This window comes from Paraflavitalea sp., from assembly GCF_059502485.1.
In genome coordinates this window covers 568,804-585,621 of the sequence record NZ_JCACET010000008.1, presented here as the reverse complement: position 1 = coordinate 585,621, position 16,818 = coordinate 568,804, and the positions used below count along the sequence as shown (strand labels likewise).

Sequence of the window (16,818 nt, the reverse complement as noted above, 5' to 3'; positions counted from 1 at the left end):
CAAACGGCTGCTCCTTGTGGGGAACAGCCGCTCGATTGTTGTATTATCTTTCCTCTTTTAGAGGTTTTTAACCTTGATGTTGCGGAAGTATACTTTGTTGCCGTGGTCCTGCAATACGATGTGACCTTTTTTGAAGGCTCCGAAGTCGGGCGTATTCTTGAATTTGCTTTGTGCTTTCATCGCTTCCCAATTGGCATCCCACATGGTGGTGGAAACTACTTTAACGCCATTTTGATAAAGATCCAGCTTTCCTTTGTTGAGTACAATCTCTACTTCATTCCACTGTCCGATAGGGCGTACATTTTCTGGTTGTGCGGTGATGAAGTCATACAGGTCAGCAGCACGGTGCTTGATGTTTTTAGCATCGGGGTGCCTGTCGTTGTCGATGATCTGCATTTCGGGACCTGTGATGTATGCGTAACGGTATTTCAAATCTTCACGGGCGAGGAAGATGATGCCACTGTTTCCGCCTTCGGTGAGTTTCCATTCCAGCTTGAGGTGAAAGTTCTCAAATGAGTCGGTAGTGATCAGTTCACCGGAACCTTCTCCTCTTGGCCCACGGGCTGCTGGTTCATAATAAAGTGTACCAGAATCTACCTTCCAGGCAGAACCGTCGGTACGGTTGTTAAAAATATGCCAGCCATTTTTGGTGGTACCGTCGAACAGGAGTTGCCAACCTTCTTTCTTTTCTGCTGTAGAAAGGGTATTGAGGGCTGCGGTTCCGGTAGTTTTTTTAGAGGAGCTGCAAGCAATGGCGCTGGATAATATCAACAGATAGCAAAACCGTTTGAGCATTGGAAAAAATTTGGGTTCAAGGTAAGGGAAAAAATGAATATTCTTTTATTATTACTTGTTCTTTTTTGCTTTTGAGCGGCATGAGCGTCTATGGTGCTTTTTTTCTCGTTCTTCGCTTTGCGAGTTGGCGCCTACGGCGCTTTGCTTGCTTCGCACTTTTACGTTGATAGGGCCAAAGGCCCTGGAATAGGGCTGCGAGGCTGCAAGCCTCGCAGAACAAAATAGACGAAATAAAACAGGTTTTGCTATAGGCTGGTGCGGGACCGGCGTATAGCAAAACCTGCAAGTGTTTTCGAGCCTATTGAAACTGTCGAAGCTGATTATTTTTTAAGTGCCAGGATGGCTTTCACCATCTCTGTAGCATCTTCTTTGCTCAATGTGGGGTGGGGTGTCATAGGCACTGCGCCCCATACGCCTGAACCGCCAGCGATAATCTTATTTACCAATGTATCGATGTTGGCTTGTGTTGCTTCATATTTAGCAGCTACGTCGGAATAGGCTGGCCCGATGTTCTTCTCAGTCATCTTGTGGCAAGTGGTGCAGTCGTTGGTAGCAATGAGTTCGAGTCCTTTGGTGTTGTCAACAGCCAAAACATCGGGTTTCTTCTCTTCCTTTTTTTCTTCTGTAGCAGGCTTCTGCTCTCCACCACCGCAGGCTGCGATAGAACCGGTGATCAGGAAAGCCACTATCAACTTTTTCATCTGTATATTTTTTATTTATGACAATCAGGTGACGGAACGGCCGCAATTTACTACAAACCTAATACGGAACGATTAAATTTTTCGTCGCTGCCGGTACCTGCAAAATCATCGAATGCTTTTTCTGTCACCCGGATGATGTGGTCTTTAATGAATGGCGCGCCTTCTTTGGCTCCGTCTTCGGGGTGTTTGATGCAGCACTCCCATTCCATGACAGCCCAGCCTGCATAGTCGTAGGCTGTGAGCTTGCTGAATATGGACTTGAAGTCCACTTGTCCATCGCCCAGGGAACGGAAGCGGCCAGCGCGGTTGATCCAAGACTGGTATCCTCCGTAAACGCCCTGCTTGCCGGTGGGATTAAATTCAGCATCTTTTACGTGGAACATGCGGATGCGCTCGTGGTAGTTGTCGATGTATTCCAGGTAATCGAGGCACTGCAATACGAAGTGGGAAGGATCGTAGAGCAGGCAGGCTCTTGCATGGTTGTTGGTATGTTCCAGGAACATTTCGTAGGAAATACCGTCATGCAGGTCTTCACCGGGATGTATTTCGTAGCAGAGGTCTACTCCGCACTCATCGAAATGGTTGAGGATAGGCAGCCAGCGGTTGGCCAACTCTTTGAATCCTGTTTCTACCAATCCGGCAGGACGCTGTGGCCAGGGATATACCGTAGGCCATAAAAGGGCACCGCTAAAAGTAGCGTGTGCGTTCAGCCCCAGATTTTGAGATGCTTTCGCTGCCCATTTAAGTTGTTGTACGGCCCATTCGGTCCTTGCTTTAGGATTATTGCGTACTGATTCGGGCGCAAATCCGTCAAACAGGGTATCGTAAGCAGGGTGCACGGCCACCAGCTGTCCTTGTAAGTGGGTGGACAGTTCGGTGATCTGCATGCCGGCTGCTTCTATTTTTCCTTTGTATTCGTCGGCGAAGGTTTTGCTTTCGGCCACTTTTTGGAGGTCGATGCAGCGGCTATCCCAGGTGGGAATTTGTACGCCTACAAACCCAAGGCCTTTTGCCCATTTGCAAATGGTATCAAGGGAGTTGAATGGCGCTTTATCGCCCATGAACTGGGCGAGGAATATGCCGGGTCCTTTTATTGTCTTCATATAGCTTATTAATTAGCCTGGAGTTATACTTTAAATTCTGTCCATTTAACGGTAGAGGCGCTGCTTTCTACCACGTTGTCGATGAAGGCCATACCGCGGATGCCTTCTTCCACACGAGGGAAGTCGAGCATTTCTTTGGTTGCCTCTTTGCCATCGATGCGGGCTGTGAGGGTGAGCGCGAAGTTGCGGTAGATGTTACCGAATGCTTCGAGGTATCCTTCGGGGTGACCGCCGGGCGTGCGGCAGTTGTGGGTGGCATAGCTGGACAGGCGATCGGTGTATCCCGCTCCTGCGCGCAGTATCTGTGTAGGCGCATCGAGCCATTTTACCAACAGGGTGTTGGGTTCGTGCTGTGCCCATTCGATGCCTCCTTTTTCTCCATAGATGCGAATCTTCAGTGCATTTTCTTCTCCTGCTGCTACTTGTGAAGCCATCAACACACCGGCAGCGCCGTTGTCGAATTTCAGGAGCACGTTGCCATCATCGTCCAATGCACGACCAAGTACCATAACGTTGAGGTCAGCGCAAAGGTGGGTGATCTTCAATCCTGTAATATATTCTGCCAGATGTGCAGCATGGGTACCAATGTCGCCCATGCAACCACTCTTTCCTGATTTTTTGGGGTCTGTTCTCCAAGCGGCCTGGGCATTGCCTTCTCTTTCGCTGAGTTTGCTGAGCCAGCCTTGTGGGTATTCAACCCACACTTTCCTGATCTTTCCAAACTCGCCGCCTTGTACCATGGCACGGGCTTGTTTTACGAGTGGGTATCCTGAATAGGTATGCGTAAGTGCGAGTATGAGTCCTGTTTCGTCGACTTTCTTTTTAAGTTGCTTGGCTTCATCGAGTGTGAATGTGATGGGCTTTTCGATGACTACATGGAAACCATGATCGAGGGCCATCATTGCTGGTGCAAAGTGTGCAAAGTTGGGTGTAACGATGGTGATGAAATCGATGCGCTTGTCGGCCGGCATCTGACTTTCTTTCTTGATCATGTCCTCATAGTTGAGGTATATGCGATCTTCGGGCAGGAAGAGCATTTTGCCTGAATCGACTGCTATTTCAGGATTGATGCTAAGCGCTCCTGCTGCGAGTTCTATGAGTCCGTCCATATTGGCTGCAATGCGGTGAATGGCACCAATGAAGGCATCTTTTCCTCCGCCAACCATTCCCATTCGAAGTTTTCTGTTCATGTAAAAATGATTAGAAAGTATTATAAATTATTGAAAGAACAATGTGATTTAAAAATAAAAAATTTACATTTACGACCGTATATTGAAAATCGTTCAATGCTTTTATAACGGGTGCTAAAGGTAAGCAGGTTATAATCAGTTTTGCAAATTAATAGAAGATTAATAAATATAAGCCAAGCGCTGTAAGTCGCGAGCTATGTCGTTTGAGCAGATTCTGCTCAATTTCAATGTTAAGGTGGATATCCTAACGATATTATAAATAAAAAACACTCCTTGCCATGCAATCAACCATCCAACGTGGTCAATTATTCTGGGCCAGTTGTTTAGCCCTTTTGGTAACATCATTGTCTTTCGGTATTCGTGCAGGTCTTTTAAATACCTGGGGTGAGCAGTTTCAATTAAATGCTGAACAAATCGCTACTATTGCTGCAACTGCTTTCTGGGGTTTCCCTTTAGCTGTTGTGATTGGTGGTATGGTCGTAGATGCTATCGGCATGAAGCGGTTGCTGGTACTGGCCTTTGTATTTCACCTGGCTGGTATCCTTCTTACCATTTTTGCTTCAGGCTACTGGAGCCTGTTTATTTCAACTCTTCTTATTGGCATTGCCAATGGTACTGTGGAAGCGGCTTGTAATCCACTGGTTACCTCTTTGTATCCCGACAATAAGACTACGAAGCTGAATCACTTCCACTTGTGGTTCCCTGGTGGTATTGTAATTGGCACTTTGATTTCCTACTTTTTTGGCAAGGCTGGTTTAAACTGGCAGATCCAAGTAGGTATGATGTTGCTCCCGACAATAGCTTACGGCTATCTGTTCTCAAGGTTAAAGTTTCCTGTTACTGAACGTGTGGCTTCCGGTGTTTCCACTGGTGAAATGTATCGTTCGCTGGGGAATCCGCTTTTCATTTTTATGTTTATCTGCATGTTTGGCACTGCGATCACTGAGTTATTTACCGGTCAGTGGATCGATCTGTTGTTAAAAAATGTTACTGATAATCCGATTCTGATACTGGCTGTATCAACTGGTGTAATGGTATTGGGCCGCGGTTTGGCTGAGCCCGTTGTGCACCGATTGTCGCCTCAGGGTGTATTGCTTATTTCAGCTATCCTGGCCGCTGCTGGTATTTATTTACTTGGTCACACGACAGGTAATATGGTATTTGTAGGTGCTCTTGTTTTCGGTATGGGGGTTTGTTATTTCTGGCCAACGATGCTTGGTTTTGTGGCGGAAAACCTGCCTAAGACTGGTGCTGTGGGCTTGAACCTGATGGGTGGTGCGGGCATGTTTGCCGTATCAATTTATATGATATTCATGGGTGGTTATTATGATAAACTGGTAGCCGAAAAATTACCTGCGGGTGCCGTGCTAGCTGATTACAATGCCGCTCCTGCTGGTTCTGAAATGGCCAATGCTCTTGGCGAAGCAAAGAAGGCTGCGGGTCCTGGGGTGCTGGATGCAACGCTCATCATTCCCATCGTGCTGACTGTTGCTTTTGCGGGTCTGCTTATTTATATGCGCGGCAGAAAGAAGCCTCAGCAACTGACTGTGGCTGGCGCTTAATGACGCATATGTTAATGATGTGTTTTTAAGGACTTATGTGGTAACATTTTCGTACATTCAATATCAACGTTTCTCATGTCTAACAACCAATCACGCCGGCTTGCCTTAAAGAATATTGTGGCGGGAACTGCAGCCCTCGGCACTACCGGTATGTTATCTTCTTTTACAGCTTGTGACGACGAGTCTAAATCTATCACTTTGAAAGGAAATATTAATCACTCTGTATGCCGTTGGTGCTACAGCAGTATTCCCCTGGAAGAATTTGCTGCAGCGTCTAAAAAGATGGGTATTGTAGCTATTGACCTTGTTGGTCCTAAAGACTGGCCTGTATTGCAAAAGTATGGCTTGTACTCCTCCATGTGTAATGGGGCTGAGATCAACCTGGTTGACGGGTTCAACGACAAGAAGTTCCACGCTCAGCTGATCAAGAATTATTCTGAAATGATCCCGCTGGTAGCTAAGGCTGGTTATAAGCAACTGATCTGTTTTAGTGGCAACCGCCGTGGCATCGATGATGAGACTGGTTGGAACAATTGCGCGGAAGGCTTAAAGCAATTGATGAGCCTCGCTGAACAGCATAAGGTAACGCTCGTAATGGAACTATTGAACAGTAAAGTGAATCACAAAGATTATCAGTGTGATAAAACTGCCTGGGGTGTAGAGCTTTGCAAGCGCATCGGTTCTGAAAACTTCAAATTGCTGTACGACATTTATCATATGCAGATCGATGAGGGTGACGTGATCGCCACGATCCGCAGCAGTCATCAATATATTTCTCATTACCACACTGGTGGTGTTCCCGGCCGTCATGAGATCGACGATACACAGGAGCTCTATTATCCTGCTATCATGAAGGCTATTCTTGCTACCGGCTTCAAGGGCTATGTGGCGCAAGAGTTCATCCCCGACCGTAAAACGAATGAAGAAAGGTTGGCTTCGCTGGAGAAGGCAATCAGCATTTGTGATGTGTAGGACGGCAATCGTGAATCGGCAATCGGCAGTGCTTTTGCTTCGCAGACAAGAATTACTGTGAGGGATTAGGGTACTGCAGCTAACGAACGACAAACATTTAAACTTCGAATATTATGGCAGAGAATGCATACGACGCAATCGTCGTGGGTAGTGGTATTAGTGGTGGTTGGGCGGCGAAAGAGCTTACCGAGAAGGGATTGAAAGTTTTGTTGCTGGAGCGGGGTAATGATATCGAACATATTAAAGGTTATGTAAACGCCAATAAAGATCCCTGGGAGTTTCCTCACCGGGGCGGTAAGACTCAGGAGATGATCAAGGATTATCCTGTGCTCAACCGGGACTACCCACTGAATGAAACGAACCTGGATTACTGGACCAATGAAAAGGATTGTCCGTATACAGAAACCAAACGTTTCGATTGGTTTCGTGGGTACCATGTAGGTGGTCGTTCGCTGATGTGGGGAAGGCAGAGTTACCGCTGGAGTGACTTTGATTTTGAAGCGAATGGTAAAGAGGGTATCGCCATCGACTGGCCTATTCGTTATAAAGATATTGCGCCGTGGTACGACTACGTTGAAAAATTTGCAGGCATCAGCGGTAATAAGGATGGTATTCCACAGTTGCCAGATGGACAGTTTCAGCGTCCTATGGACCTGAACTGCGTGGAAAAGGATGTAGCTGCACGTCTTAAAGAGCATTATAAAGGTCAGCGACTGCTGACCATTGGCCGTGTAGCCAATCTTACAGAGAAATTACCTGGCCGTACCAATTGCCAGTACCGTAATAAGTGCTGGCTGGGCTGTCCGTTCGGTGCCTACTTCAGCACACAATCTTCTACGCTGCCAGCAGCAAGGGCTACCGGCAACCTGACGTTAAAGGAGTTCTCCATTGTAAACAGGGTCTTGTATAATAAGGATACCAAGAAGGCAACGGGAGTAGAGGTAATAGATGCTACGACCAATAAAACCATCGAATATACTGCCAAGGTGATCTTCCTCTGTGCTTCGGCCATGAACAGCACCTGGGTATTGTTCAATTCTGCTACTGATATCTGGCCTGGTGGTTTGGGCAGCAGCAGTGGCGAGCTTGGTCATAACCTGATGGACCACCACTTCCGTATTGGAGCTTCTGGCACGGTAGAGGGTTATGATGACAAGTATTATTTTGGCCGGCGCCCTACGGGCTTTTATGTTCCGCGTTTCCGCAATCTCTTTGGTGAAAAAAGGGATTACCTGCGTGGTTTTGGTTACCAGGGAGCGGCCAGCCGCTCAGGATGGAGCCGCAATGTGGCTGAGTTGAATATTGGTGTTGACCTGAAAGAAGCGTTGACCGAGCCCGGTCCCTGGACGATTGGCATGACAGCTTTTGGAGAAACGTTGCCTTACCATGATAATAAGATAACGCTGAATAAGAATGTGAAGGATAAATGGGGTCTGCCCGTGTTGGATGTAGACGCCGAGATCAAGGAGAATGAGAAGAAGATGCAGAAGGATATGGAACAAGATGGTGTGGAGATGCTGGAAGCTGCCGGCGTAAAGCAGGTAAAGGGCTTCAAAAGTGATTATGCGCTGGGCATGGGTATCCATGAAATGGGTACTGCACGTATGGGCAAGGATCCAAAGACTTCTGTATTGAATGCGCACAACCAGGTGTGGGATTGCAAGAACGTGTTTGTTACTGATGGGGCTTGTATGACCTCTGCCGCCTGTGTGAATCCTTCGCTTACTTATATGGCGCTGACGGCGAGGGCCGTAGACTTTGCAGTAAGTGAACTGAAGAAAGGCAACTTATAACTTCTTTATACTTTTTTAATCTATGCCCGGGGATTCAACGAACGTTAACATTAACAACAAGGCCACTGCCCAAAACACCTATGACGCAATAGTAGTGGGTAGTGGTATCAGCGGCGGCTGGGCCGCGAAAGAGCTTTGTGAGAAGGGTCTTAAAACGCTGCTCCTGGAAAGGGGCAGGGACGTGGTGCACATCAAGGATTATACAGATACTGATAAGGCTCCGTGGGAATTGCCTCACCACAATAATCTTACGCAGGAGGATCGAAAAAATAGTCCTATTCAGAGTAAGTGTTATGCTTTTAACGAGGTATCGAAGAAGTTCTTTGTAAATGATATTGAGAATCCTTACAACCAGGTAAAGCCTTTTAACTGGATCCGGGGTTATCACGTTGGTGGCCGTTCTTTAATGTGGGGCCGCCAGAGTTACCGGTGGAGTGATATTGATTTTTCTTCCAATGCCAAGGATGGTTTCGGAACCGACTGGCCCATCCGCTATAAGGATCTTGAACCGTGGTACAGTTATGTAGAACGGTTTGCCGGCATTAGTGGTAACAAGGATGGACTGATGCAATTGCCAGACGGCGAGTTTCAGCCAGCAATGGAGATGAACTGTGTAGAGAAGCATGTGGCTGCCCGGATCAAAGAAAAGTTCAACGGCCGCGCCATGATCATTGGCCGCACGGCGAACCATACCGCTAAGGTAGGAGACCGTGGTCCCTGTCAATACAGGAGCCGCTGTCATGAGGGTTGTCCGTTCAGTGGTTATTTCAGCAGTAACGCTGCTACGCTGCCTGCAGCAAAAAAAACCGGCAATCTGACTTTACGGCCTTTCTCGATCGTATTGGAAGTGATCTATGATAAGGACACTAAGCGCGCCAAGGGTGTGCGTATCATGGATGCTGAAACCATGAAGACGGAAGAGTATTATGCCAAGATCGTTTTTCTGAATGCTTCGACGCTCGGCACAGCCTCTATATTGCTGAACTCTGTGTCGGATGCATTCCCGAATGGTTTGGGCAATACCAGTGAGCAGGTAGGACATAACCTGATGGACCACCATTATGGTATTGGCGCCCGTGGCGATATTGAAGGTTTTGAAGACAAGTATTTCTTTGGCCGCCGGCCGAATGGTATTTATATCCCGCGCTTCCGCAATATCAATGAAGACAGCAAGCGTACGGATTATGTGCGTGGCTTTGGGTATCAGGGTGGCGCCAGCCGTGGACGTGTAAATTCGCATGATGGCATCGGCACTGAATTAAAGGAAAGTTTGCTGGAACCAGGCGAATGGTCGATGAGCATGGGTTCGTGGGGTGAGCACCTGCCTTACTACGATAATAAGGTGACACTGAATAAAGACAAGAAGGATAAGTGGGGACTTCCCACGCTGGATATCGATTGTGAGTTCAAGGAGAATGAGATGAAGATGCGTGAAGACATGAAGGCCAGTGCCGTGGAAATGTTGGAAGCTGTAGGGGCCAAGAATGTAAAGCCTTTTGATAATATGCCGCCTCCGGGTTTTTGTATCCATGAAATGGGAACTGCCCGGATGGGTCGCGATCCTAAGACTTCGGTGCTGAACAAGTGGAACCAGATGCACGATGTAAAGAATGTGTTCATCACGGATGGATCGGCCATGGCTTCTTCGGCTTGTCAGAATCCTTCGCTCACTTATATGGCGCTGACTGCGCGGGCAGCAGACTTTGCGGTGGGTGAATTGAAGAAAGGGAATTTATAATTGTACATTATTAAATTAAAATAATATGAACAGAAGAGAAGCTGTATCGAGGGTAGCCCTGTTGTTGGGCGGCACCGTGATCGGGGCTGAGTTTTTTCTGTCGGGTTGTAAGGCCAGTGATGATAAGATCACGACTTCGCTGGACTTCAAGCCAACTGATATTGCCTACCTGGATGAAATAGCTGAGACTATTATTCCTACCACCAATACTCCTGGTGCGAAGGCTGCCGGCGTGGGAACGTTCATGACCGTAATGGTGAAGGACTGTTATGATGAGAAGAACCAGAAGATATTCCTGGAAGGTATGTCGAAGCTGGATGAGTTGTGCCACAAGACGCATGACAAGTCTTTTATGGGTGCTACAGCTGAGCAGCGCAAGGCTGTGCTGATCGTTCTGGACAACGAGCAAAAGGAATACAACAAGAATAAAAAGAAGGATGATCCAGCACATTACTTCACGCAAATGAAGCAATTGACGTTGCTGGGTTATTTCACTTCCAAGATCGGTGCTACGGAAGCATTGCGCTACGAGGCGATCCCCGGCCGCTATGATGGCTGTATGCCGTATAAGAAGGGAGACAAGGCCTGGGCGACGTAGGAGGAATTAGCCGTTAGCTATTAGGAGTTAGCTGTTGGCTGTCGCTAATGGCTTTGTGATAAAATACTTATTCTTTTAATTTACAACTTTCGTTATTCTATGAGTTATAACCGGAGACAGTTTTTGAAGACAGGTGGTGTGTTGGCATCTGCGATGGCCATGGGTTCTGCAACCGACCTTTTTGCAGCCAATAAACCACTGAAGCAGTTTGGCCTGCAATTGTACACGTTGCGTGAGGATATGCCTAAAGACCCTCAGGGTGTTTTAAAGCAGGTAGCAGCTTTTGGCTATAAGCAGATTGAGGGCTATGAAGGTCCGAAGGGTATTTACTGGGGCATGTCGAATAAGGAGTTCAAAAAGTTTGCTGATGGACTTGGCATTACTATGATCTCCACGCATTGTGATATCAATAAAAACTTTGAGCAGAAGGCTGCCGAGGCCGCCGAGATTGGTATGAAGTACCTGATCTGTCCTTATATCGGACCTCAGAAGACGCTTGATGATTATAAACGTTATGCAGACCAGTTCAATAAGTGTGGTGATGTGTGCAAGAAGAACGGAATCCGTTTTGCTTATCATAACCACGGTTATACTTTCACAGCGCTCGATGGTGTGATGCCTCAGGATACGCTGATGCAAAACACAAACGCTGATACAGTAGATTATGAAATGGATATTTACTGGGTGGCCACGCCGGGTGAAGATCCCATTGCGTGGTTGAAGAAGTATCCTAAACGCTTCCGCCTATGCCACGTGAAGGACAGGATGAAGGGCGCCGATCCGAAAGAGCATGATGCTTCTGTAGACCTGGGTAAGGGTTCGCTTGATTTCAGCAAAATCCTGAAGGAAGCACAAAAGCTGGGCATGCAATATTATGTTGTAGAGCAGGAGCGCTATGAGGGCACTACGCCGCTGAAAGCTGCGGAAGTAGATGCGGCTTATATGAAGAAGTTGAGCATTTGACGGCAATCGACAGTCGGCAATCGGCAATGCGTTTGCTTCGAAAATAAATACAGGCCTTCCCGGATTGAGGGAAGGTCTTTCCATTTGTAAACAACGTATCTTTCAGCTACAATCTTCGTTATGAGAAATCTCCTGCTTTTATCCTTTATTGCTTTTTTACTGCCGATGGTTACGTTGGCTCAATCTGCTGATGAAAAGGCTGTGCGTCAAATTCTGCACGAACAAACGGAAGCCTGGAATAAGGGCGACCTGGTGACTTTTATGAAGGGGTATTGGGAAAATGACTCGCTGATGTTCGTAGGCAAGAATGGGGTTACGTATGGCTACCAGAATACGCTCAATAACTATAAGAAGAATTACAATGGCCCGGACCAGATGGGTACGTTGACTTTTAACCTGATCAAGGTGGACCAAATAAGTAAGGATTACTTTTTCGTAGTGGGTAAGTGGAACCTCAAACGTAATGCCGGTGATATCAGTGGTCATTACAACCTGTTGTTCCGCAAGATCAAGGGCAAATGGGTGATTGTGGCCGATCACAGTAGCTAAGTAATCTTATCCGTGGGGGAATTTCTTTTTCCAAATTCGGACATTGATCCAGATGAGCGCCGACAGGCTGCTAACCATCCATACGTAGAACAGCATATTTCCAATGGTCACGCTTTTCTCAGGCACCATCAAGCCTGTATAAGTGCCGATACCTAAATTACTAACCAGCCATACCAGGCCCAGGGATAGTGACCATACTACCCGCCTCAGGAAATCCCGTGGATCGTCTTGTGCATAAGGCATGGGATAAAATTACTTTTTTTAGTTGATGAGCAGGCTTTTGAATTCGGTGGAGTCGCCATTGAATACATTGAAGTCCACTTTATACAGGATGCCGTTTACATGGCCCTGCTCACTGTGTTGCCAGAAATGCCAATCGCGATAGATGCGGGGTTTTTCTTTTTGCAGGTAATGGGCCACCCAAAGTGGGTAGTGGTCAAATTCATCTTTCAGTACCTGCTTATAGAAATCGACGTTGGTGTAGATGATGGGTTTTATGCCGTAGTAGTTCTCTACTGTTTCCAACCATTCTTTTACCCGCTGGCGCAGTTTATCGCCTTTTACGCCATAGGTCTGCTCCACATCGAGCACCGGCGGCAGGTCGCCCGGCAAGAGTTCAACTGTAGAGATAAAGTTTTCGGCTTGTGTTTTACCGCTTTTGGTAGCTATAAAGAAGTGGTAGGCTCCGCGTGTGACGCCTGCTTCTTTTGACTTTTTCCAGTTGCGCTTGAAGAGACGGTCTTCATTTCCATTGCCTTCGGTGGCTTTGATAAAGGCAAAGCCAATCTGCACGTCTTCTACCTGCATGCCTTTCACGCTTTCCCAATCGACTACTTCCTGGTATTTGGAAACGTCGATGCCGTGTATGCCATAGTTGGTGGGTATTTCTATTCCGAAAGCCTGGTAACGTACAAAGTGGGCTCTGCGGGCAATCCACCATTCGTATAGCTGAAAACCGAGCATTACCAATATACCCGTGAGTACAAGGGTGATGAGTATTTTCCAACCGATATTTCTTTTTTTATTCTCTGCCATGCCCGCGGTTGCAAATATAGTTGTCAGCATTTCTTTTTCGATGGATTATTCCGTTGGAGAAATGATAAATGTGTGTGAACAATCTCAGCGCATGATTTTGTGGGTAACCTCTATGCTTTTTTCGCTTTTCAGCCTGAGGTAATAGATGCCCCGGGCAAGCTGCTGCAGGGGAATGTCGAGCTGTTCGTTGCGTCCCGGCATGTCAATCTCTTTCCGGTACACCAACTGGCCGATGCTATTGAATAAGCGGAGGGATAGCTTTTTATCGGTCGGGTTGATCAGTGAAATAAAAAGTCTGTCCGGGGCAGGATTGGGATATATTTTCAGTTGGTTGACTGTTATGTTCCCGGTTTCTTTTTGGGAAGTATTTCCTTTTGTCACCAACCGCAGGTTAGGGTCTATGAGGACCGTATCGGCGGCAAAGCCTACATTGACGGAAAACTCCTGCCCACTGTATTGGTGATTGACAACAACGGTTGTGTCGCGTGTAGCATTTTTAAATTTGATGGCCACCGGCATATCGTAAAAGGAAACGGAGGGATGGGAAGTGGTTTGCTTTAGTTTGACGGTAGCCCAATTGTTCAGGTTCTGGCTCCAGGTGAGCTGGTAGCTGGGATGTCCTTCTCCATAGACCCATTTGTTGAAAAAGTTGTCGAGGTTTTTACCGCTTACCGCCGTCATTACTCTTTTAAGATCGGCAGTACGGGCATAACCGTATTTAACTGCAGGGTCGTCGAGATAGGTGCGGATGCCTTTGAAGAAAGTAGAATCGCCCAATACCCAACGCAGCATGTGTGCTACCATGCCTCCTTTATTGTAAGTGAGGCGACCACTGAATAGCCGGGTGAAATCCGTTGTGTCGGAGACCCACACCGACCCATCCGGAACATTGGTGATACTTGTTATGAGGTTGGCAAGTTGTGTAGGGTAATATTCAGGGGCATAAAGCTCACTGTGGACCAGTTCTACGAAGGTTGCAAACCCCTCATTGAGCCAGAGATCCTGCCAGCTACCACAGGTAACTTTATCTCCAAACCACTGATGACCCAATTCGTGGGCTACCAATCCTTCCCAGCGGGCTGTAATAAAGCTGTTGGTTTGGTGTTCCATTCCTCCTCCCAGCCCCCATTGGGTTTGGCAATACTGTTCCAGGTGAAAGGGGTAAAGACCAAATAGCTCTGAAAATTTGGGAAGGCATCTTTTTACCTGTGCTGTGGCTGGTTTATAATAGTCTACATCGAATGTAAAGGAGTACATCAATAGCGGCATCTGGCGGTTGCCCAGTTGAACACTGTCTTTTGCAATGGCATATTTTGTAATGGCGAGCGCCACCAGGTAGGTGGCTATGGGATACCGGTGTTTGAAGTAGCTGGTCGTCTGGCCTGCTGCTGTTTCTTCCTTAATCAGTAAGCCGTTTGAAGAGCTTGTATAGCCTTCGGGAATGGTAACGTTGATATCAATCGAGTCGGCTTTATCGTTGAGCCCATTCTTGCAGGGCCACCAACCAGCGGCTCCATAGGGCTCCGAGAGTGTCCATATACCATAGGCTCCCCGGTGGAAGCCCTGGAAAAAGTTACCAAACCCATGGGAGACGGGAACTCCCTGGTAAAAAATGGTTACAGAATCCTTCTGGTTGGCACTGATGGTAGCGGGCCATTTAATGATGAGCCCGTTATCGGCCGATTGGTAGAAGTTTATTTTAGTATTGTGGTATTTAACGCTGTCGACAGTAAGGGTATTAACCAGGTCGAGTGTTATACTATCGGAAGCCGACCGGGTGGTGAAGTGAGGGGTAATATTGCCGTTGATGTACCTAACTTCGGGACTCAGCTTCCAGTTGCACTGATAGTAGTGGATGTCGAAGTTGTTGGAGGCTACGGAAAAGGCTGCAGTACCATCTGCTCCCTGCGCATCGAGTCGTCGTTGCAGGGATTGTTTTTCGTATTGGGCTATATCGTATGTCGATTGTGGTCCCCATTGATTGGAGGCTGCAGGCGTCTGTGCTTGCGCGAAAGGGGTAGCCAACAGGAAAAGTATGTATAATTTTTTCATAGTGATGGTGGATAATGCCGAACTGTTGTTCCGGGTCATTTTGTACAATTTACTGTTTTTCACCCGGTGAGCGTCCAACAATACCCTAATTTTAAACGTTACGGCATATAAAACATTGCACATTAGGGAAGTACCCCTAATTTTATATTAGCAAATGCCCTCATTTAACTGGCACGATAGTATTAATTTAATATCCAAGCTTACTTTTCGCCGCATGTGGAATGCGGGTAAGGTATTGAGTAGCTACTACTTAAGTAAGTGGACGCGTAAGCCTGTTCAATGGGGATACCCCGTATCTATTTCTTTTGAACCTACGACATCCTGTAATCTCCGTTGCCCGGAATGTCCCAGCGGCCTGCGGGCTTTTACCCGTCCAACGGGCATGCTGCAAAAGAATTTTTTCCGGGACACGATTGACCAGCTTTCGGGTGACCTGTTATACCTTATCTTTTATTTTCAGGGTGAGCCTTATCTGAATCCTGATTTCCTGGACATGGTAAAGTATGCTTCGCAAAAAGGCATCTATACCGCCACTTCTACCAATGCGCATTACCTGAATGACGCCAATGCCCGCAGAACAGTGGAGAGCGGTCTCGACCGGCTGATCATTTCCATCGATGGCACTACGCAGGAGGTGTATCAGCAATATCGTGTAGGAGGCAAGCTGGAAAAGGTGTTGGCGGGCGCACGGAACATCATGAAGTGGAAAAAGGAGCTAAAAAGCAAAACGCCTTTTGTATTTTTCCAGTTCCTGGTGGTGAAGCCCAATGAGCACCAGATCGAGGATGTAAAGCGATTGGCGGCAGAGATCGGCGTGGATGATGTGCGTTTCAAGACTGCCCAGGTGTATGATTATGAGCAGGACCCCAATCAGCTGATCCCTACGCTGGACAAATACAGCCGCTACCGCCGGAATGAGGAAGGGGAGTTCGAGTTCAAGAACTCATTGCAGAATCACTGCTGGCGATTGTGGCATGCCACGGTGATCAGCTGGGACGGGCTGGTGGTTCCCTGTTGTTTTGATAAGGATGCCCAGCATACCTTGGGCGACCTGAAAGGAAAGCCTTTTAAAGAAGTATGGCATAGTGATGAATATGTAAACTTCCGCCGGCAAATTTTACAAAGCCGCAAGAATATAGATATCTGCGCCAATTGTAGTGAAGGCACGAAAGTGTGGAGTGAATAAGGCAAGGTTTTAGCTGTTAGGCGTTAGCCTTTGGCTGCTATTGCAGCAAGTAATTGTTTTTAGTTCCTACCCTATTAACGCTTCGAATGATTTGTACTTTTAGAACCCAACTACTGACGCAATATGAGTTTAGAAAATGATATTCAACAGGCGAAGTTTCGCAATGAGCACCACAAGGTATCGGTGAATCTCATTTATACGTGTAACTGGCTGATGGAAAAACACAAGCATCTTTTTGAAAAGGCTGATATTACTCCTCAGCAGTTCAATATCCTGCGCATTTTACGTGGTGCAGGCACTCCTTTATCGACTTTGCAGATACGGCAACGGATGCTGGACAAGATGAGTGATACCAGCCGGATCGTGGACAGGTTGGTAAAAAAGGAATTAGTTGTTAAAGTTATCTGTAAAACGGATCGCAGGCTGGTAGATGTGACAATATCTGAGAAAGGATTGAGTTTATTAGATAAAATGGACGGTTGTAATGAAGAGATGGACGCTTCGGTTGGAAGCCTTACGCATGAAGAGGCCATTGCATTGAACCGGCTGCTGGATAAAATGAGAGGTTAGTTAATCCGAAT

General features: G+C 47.0%; 16 protein-coding genes. 9 read left to right on the top strand and 7 right to left on the bottom strand.

Annotation, left to right across the window (positions count from 1 at the left end):
• Positions 1 to 57: 57 nt before the first annotated feature.
• The 4 genes from AC5JBY_RS05120 to AC5JBY_RS05105 all read right to left on the bottom strand — a co-directional run bounded on the left by AC5JBY_RS05120 (position 58) and on the right by AC5JBY_RS05105 (position 3,789).
• Positions 58 to 795, bottom strand: a complete 738-nt coding sequence (locus AC5JBY_RS05120; protein ID WP_495903486.1) for a 3-keto-disaccharide hydrolase — start codon at positions 793 to 795, stop codon at positions 58 to 60.
• Between the two features lie 320 nt (positions 796 to 1,115).
• Positions 1,116 to 1,496, bottom strand: a complete 381-nt coding sequence (locus AC5JBY_RS05115; protein WP_495903485.1) for a c-type cytochrome — start codon at positions 1,494 to 1,496, stop codon at positions 1,116 to 1,118.
• A 50-nt stretch (positions 1,497 to 1,546) separates the two neighbouring features.
• The gene (locus AC5JBY_RS05110) at positions 1,547 to 2,599 is read right to left on the bottom strand and encodes a sugar phosphate isomerase/epimerase family protein (protein ID WP_495903484.1); all 1,053 of its coding nucleotides are present in this window, start codon (positions 2,597 to 2,599) and stop codon (positions 1,547 to 1,549) included.
• Positions 2,600 to 2,622: 23 nt separating this feature from the next.
• Complete coding sequence (locus AC5JBY_RS05105; protein WP_495903483.1) at positions 2,623 to 3,789, bottom strand: Gfo/Idh/MocA family protein; 1,167 nt, start codon at positions 3,787 to 3,789, stop codon at positions 2,623 to 2,625.
• Positions 3,790 to 4,067: 278 nt separating this feature from the next.
• Between AC5JBY_RS05105 and AC5JBY_RS05100 the strand changes: the two genes are divergently transcribed.
• From AC5JBY_RS05100 to AC5JBY_RS05070, 7 genes are all read left to right on the top strand, one after another.
• Positions 4,068 to 5,351: an MFS transporter gene (locus AC5JBY_RS05100; RefSeq protein WP_495903482.1), complete on the top strand. Its 1,284-nt coding sequence runs from the start codon at positions 4,068 to 4,070 to the stop codon at positions 5,349 to 5,351.
• 75 nt (positions 5,352 to 5,426) lie between these two features.
• A complete protein-coding gene (locus AC5JBY_RS05095) occupies positions 5,427 to 6,323 on the top strand; it encodes a hydroxypyruvate isomerase family protein (protein WP_495903481.1) in 897 nt (298 codons plus the stop codon).
• Positions 6,324 to 6,436: 113 nt separating this feature from the next.
• Positions 6,437 to 8,116, top strand: a complete 1,680-nt coding sequence (locus AC5JBY_RS05090; RefSeq protein ID WP_495903480.1) for a GMC oxidoreductase — start codon at positions 6,437 to 6,439, stop codon at positions 8,114 to 8,116.
• Between the two features lie 22 nt (positions 8,117 to 8,138).
• A complete protein-coding gene (locus AC5JBY_RS05085) occupies positions 8,139 to 9,854 on the top strand; it encodes a GMC oxidoreductase (RefSeq protein ID WP_495903479.1) in 1,716 nt (571 codons plus the stop codon).
• A 25-nt stretch (positions 9,855 to 9,879) separates the two neighbouring features.
• The gene (locus AC5JBY_RS05080; RefSeq protein ID WP_495903478.1) at positions 9,880 to 10,452 is read left to right on the top strand and encodes a gluconate 2-dehydrogenase subunit 3 family protein; all 573 of its coding nucleotides are present in this window, start codon (positions 9,880 to 9,882) and stop codon (positions 10,450 to 10,452) included.
• A 99-nt stretch (positions 10,453 to 10,551) separates the two neighbouring features.
• Entirely contained in the window at positions 10,552 to 11,415 is an 864-nt protein-coding gene (locus tag AC5JBY_RS05075) for a TIM barrel protein (protein ID WP_495903477.1), read from the top strand.
• Positions 11,416 to 11,535: 120 nt separating this feature from the next.
• Positions 11,536 to 11,964 (top strand): YybH family protein, encoded by a 429-nt coding sequence (locus tag AC5JBY_RS05070; protein WP_495903476.1) that lies wholly within the window; start codon positions 11,536 to 11,538, stop codon positions 11,962 to 11,964.
• A 6-nt stretch (positions 11,965 to 11,970) separates the two neighbouring features.
• Here the strand turns inward: AC5JBY_RS05070 and AC5JBY_RS05065 are convergent, their stop codons facing one another.
• The 3 genes from AC5JBY_RS05065 to AC5JBY_RS05055 are packed head-to-tail and all read right to left on the bottom strand — an operon-like array spanning position 11,971 to position 15,090.
• Positions 11,971 to 12,207 (bottom strand): hypothetical protein, encoded by a 237-nt coding sequence (locus AC5JBY_RS05065; RefSeq protein WP_495903475.1) that lies wholly within the window; start codon positions 12,205 to 12,207, stop codon positions 11,971 to 11,973.
• An 18-nt stretch (positions 12,208 to 12,225) separates the two neighbouring features.
• Positions 12,226 to 13,029: a glycoside hydrolase family 25 protein gene (locus AC5JBY_RS05060; protein ID WP_495903474.1), complete on the bottom strand. Its 804-nt coding sequence runs from the start codon at positions 13,027 to 13,029 to the stop codon at positions 12,226 to 12,228.
• A gap of 54 nt (positions 13,030 to 13,083) precedes the next feature.
• Positions 13,084 to 15,090: a M1 family metallopeptidase gene (locus AC5JBY_RS05055; RefSeq protein ID WP_495903473.1), complete on the bottom strand. Its 2,007-nt coding sequence runs from the start codon at positions 15,088 to 15,090 to the stop codon at positions 13,084 to 13,086.
• A gap of 115 nt (positions 15,091 to 15,205) precedes the next feature.
• On the opposite strand from AC5JBY_RS05055, the gene AC5JBY_RS05050 reads away from it, so the two are divergent.
• Together AC5JBY_RS05050 and AC5JBY_RS05045 are read left to right on the top strand one after the other, a co-directional pair.
• Positions 15,206 to 16,237: a radical SAM/SPASM domain-containing protein gene (locus AC5JBY_RS05050; RefSeq protein ID WP_495903472.1), complete on the top strand. Its 1,032-nt coding sequence runs from the start codon at positions 15,206 to 15,208 to the stop codon at positions 16,235 to 16,237.
• A gap of 123 nt (positions 16,238 to 16,360) precedes the next feature.
• Entirely contained in the window at positions 16,361 to 16,807 is a 447-nt protein-coding gene (locus AC5JBY_RS05045) for a MarR family winged helix-turn-helix transcriptional regulator (RefSeq protein ID WP_495903471.1), read from the top strand.
• Positions 16,808 to 16,818: the final 11 nt, after the last annotated feature.

Excerpts from the sequence above, each read along its gene's own strand:
- AC5JBY_RS05120 (WP_495903486.1), bottom strand. The coding sequence starts at position 795 with ATGCTCAAACGGTTTTGCTATCTGTTGATATTATCCAGCGCCATTGCT.
- AC5JBY_RS05115 (WP_495903485.1), bottom strand. The coding sequence starts at position 1,496 with ATGAAAAAGTTGATAGTGGCTTTCCTGATCACCGGTTCTATCGCAGCC.
- AC5JBY_RS05110 (WP_495903484.1), bottom strand. The coding sequence starts at position 2,599 with ATGAAGACAATAAAAGGACCCGGCATATTCCTCGCCCAGTTCATGGGC.
- AC5JBY_RS05105 (WP_495903483.1), bottom strand. The coding sequence starts at position 3,789 with ATGAACAGAAAACTTCGAATGGGAATGGTTGGCGGAGGAAAAGATGCC.
- AC5JBY_RS05100 (WP_495903482.1), top strand. The coding sequence starts at position 4,068 with ATGCAATCAACCATCCAACGTGGTCAATTATTCTGGGCCAGTTGTTTA.
- AC5JBY_RS05095 (WP_495903481.1), top strand. The coding sequence starts at position 5,427 with ATGTCTAACAACCAATCACGCCGGCTTGCCTTAAAGAATATTGTGGCG.
- AC5JBY_RS05090 (WP_495903480.1), top strand. The coding sequence starts at position 6,437 with ATGGCAGAGAATGCATACGACGCAATCGTCGTGGGTAGTGGTATTAGT.
- AC5JBY_RS05085 (WP_495903479.1), top strand. The coding sequence starts at position 8,139 with ATGCCCGGGGATTCAACGAACGTTAACATTAACAACAAGGCCACTGCC.
- AC5JBY_RS05080 (WP_495903478.1), top strand. The coding sequence starts at position 9,880 with ATGAACAGAAGAGAAGCTGTATCGAGGGTAGCCCTGTTGTTGGGCGGC.
- AC5JBY_RS05075 (WP_495903477.1), top strand. The coding sequence starts at position 10,552 with ATGAGTTATAACCGGAGACAGTTTTTGAAGACAGGTGGTGTGTTGGCA.
- AC5JBY_RS05070 (WP_495903476.1), top strand. The coding sequence starts at position 11,536 with ATGAGAAATCTCCTGCTTTTATCCTTTATTGCTTTTTTACTGCCGATG.
- AC5JBY_RS05065 (WP_495903475.1), bottom strand. The coding sequence starts at position 12,207 with ATGCCTTATGCACAAGACGATCCACGGGATTTCCTGAGGCGGGTAGTA.
- AC5JBY_RS05060 (WP_495903474.1), bottom strand. The coding sequence starts at position 13,029 with ATGCTGACAACTATATTTGCAACCGCGGGCATGGCAGAGAATAAAAAA.
- AC5JBY_RS05055 (WP_495903473.1), bottom strand. The coding sequence starts at position 15,090 with ATGACCCGGAACAACAGTTCGGCATTATCCACCATCACTATGAAAAAA.
- AC5JBY_RS05050 (WP_495903472.1), top strand. The coding sequence starts at position 15,206 with ATGCCCTCATTTAACTGGCACGATAGTATTAATTTAATATCCAAGCTT.
- AC5JBY_RS05045 (WP_495903471.1), top strand. The coding sequence starts at position 16,361 with ATGAGTTTAGAAAATGATATTCAACAGGCGAAGTTTCGCAATGAGCAC.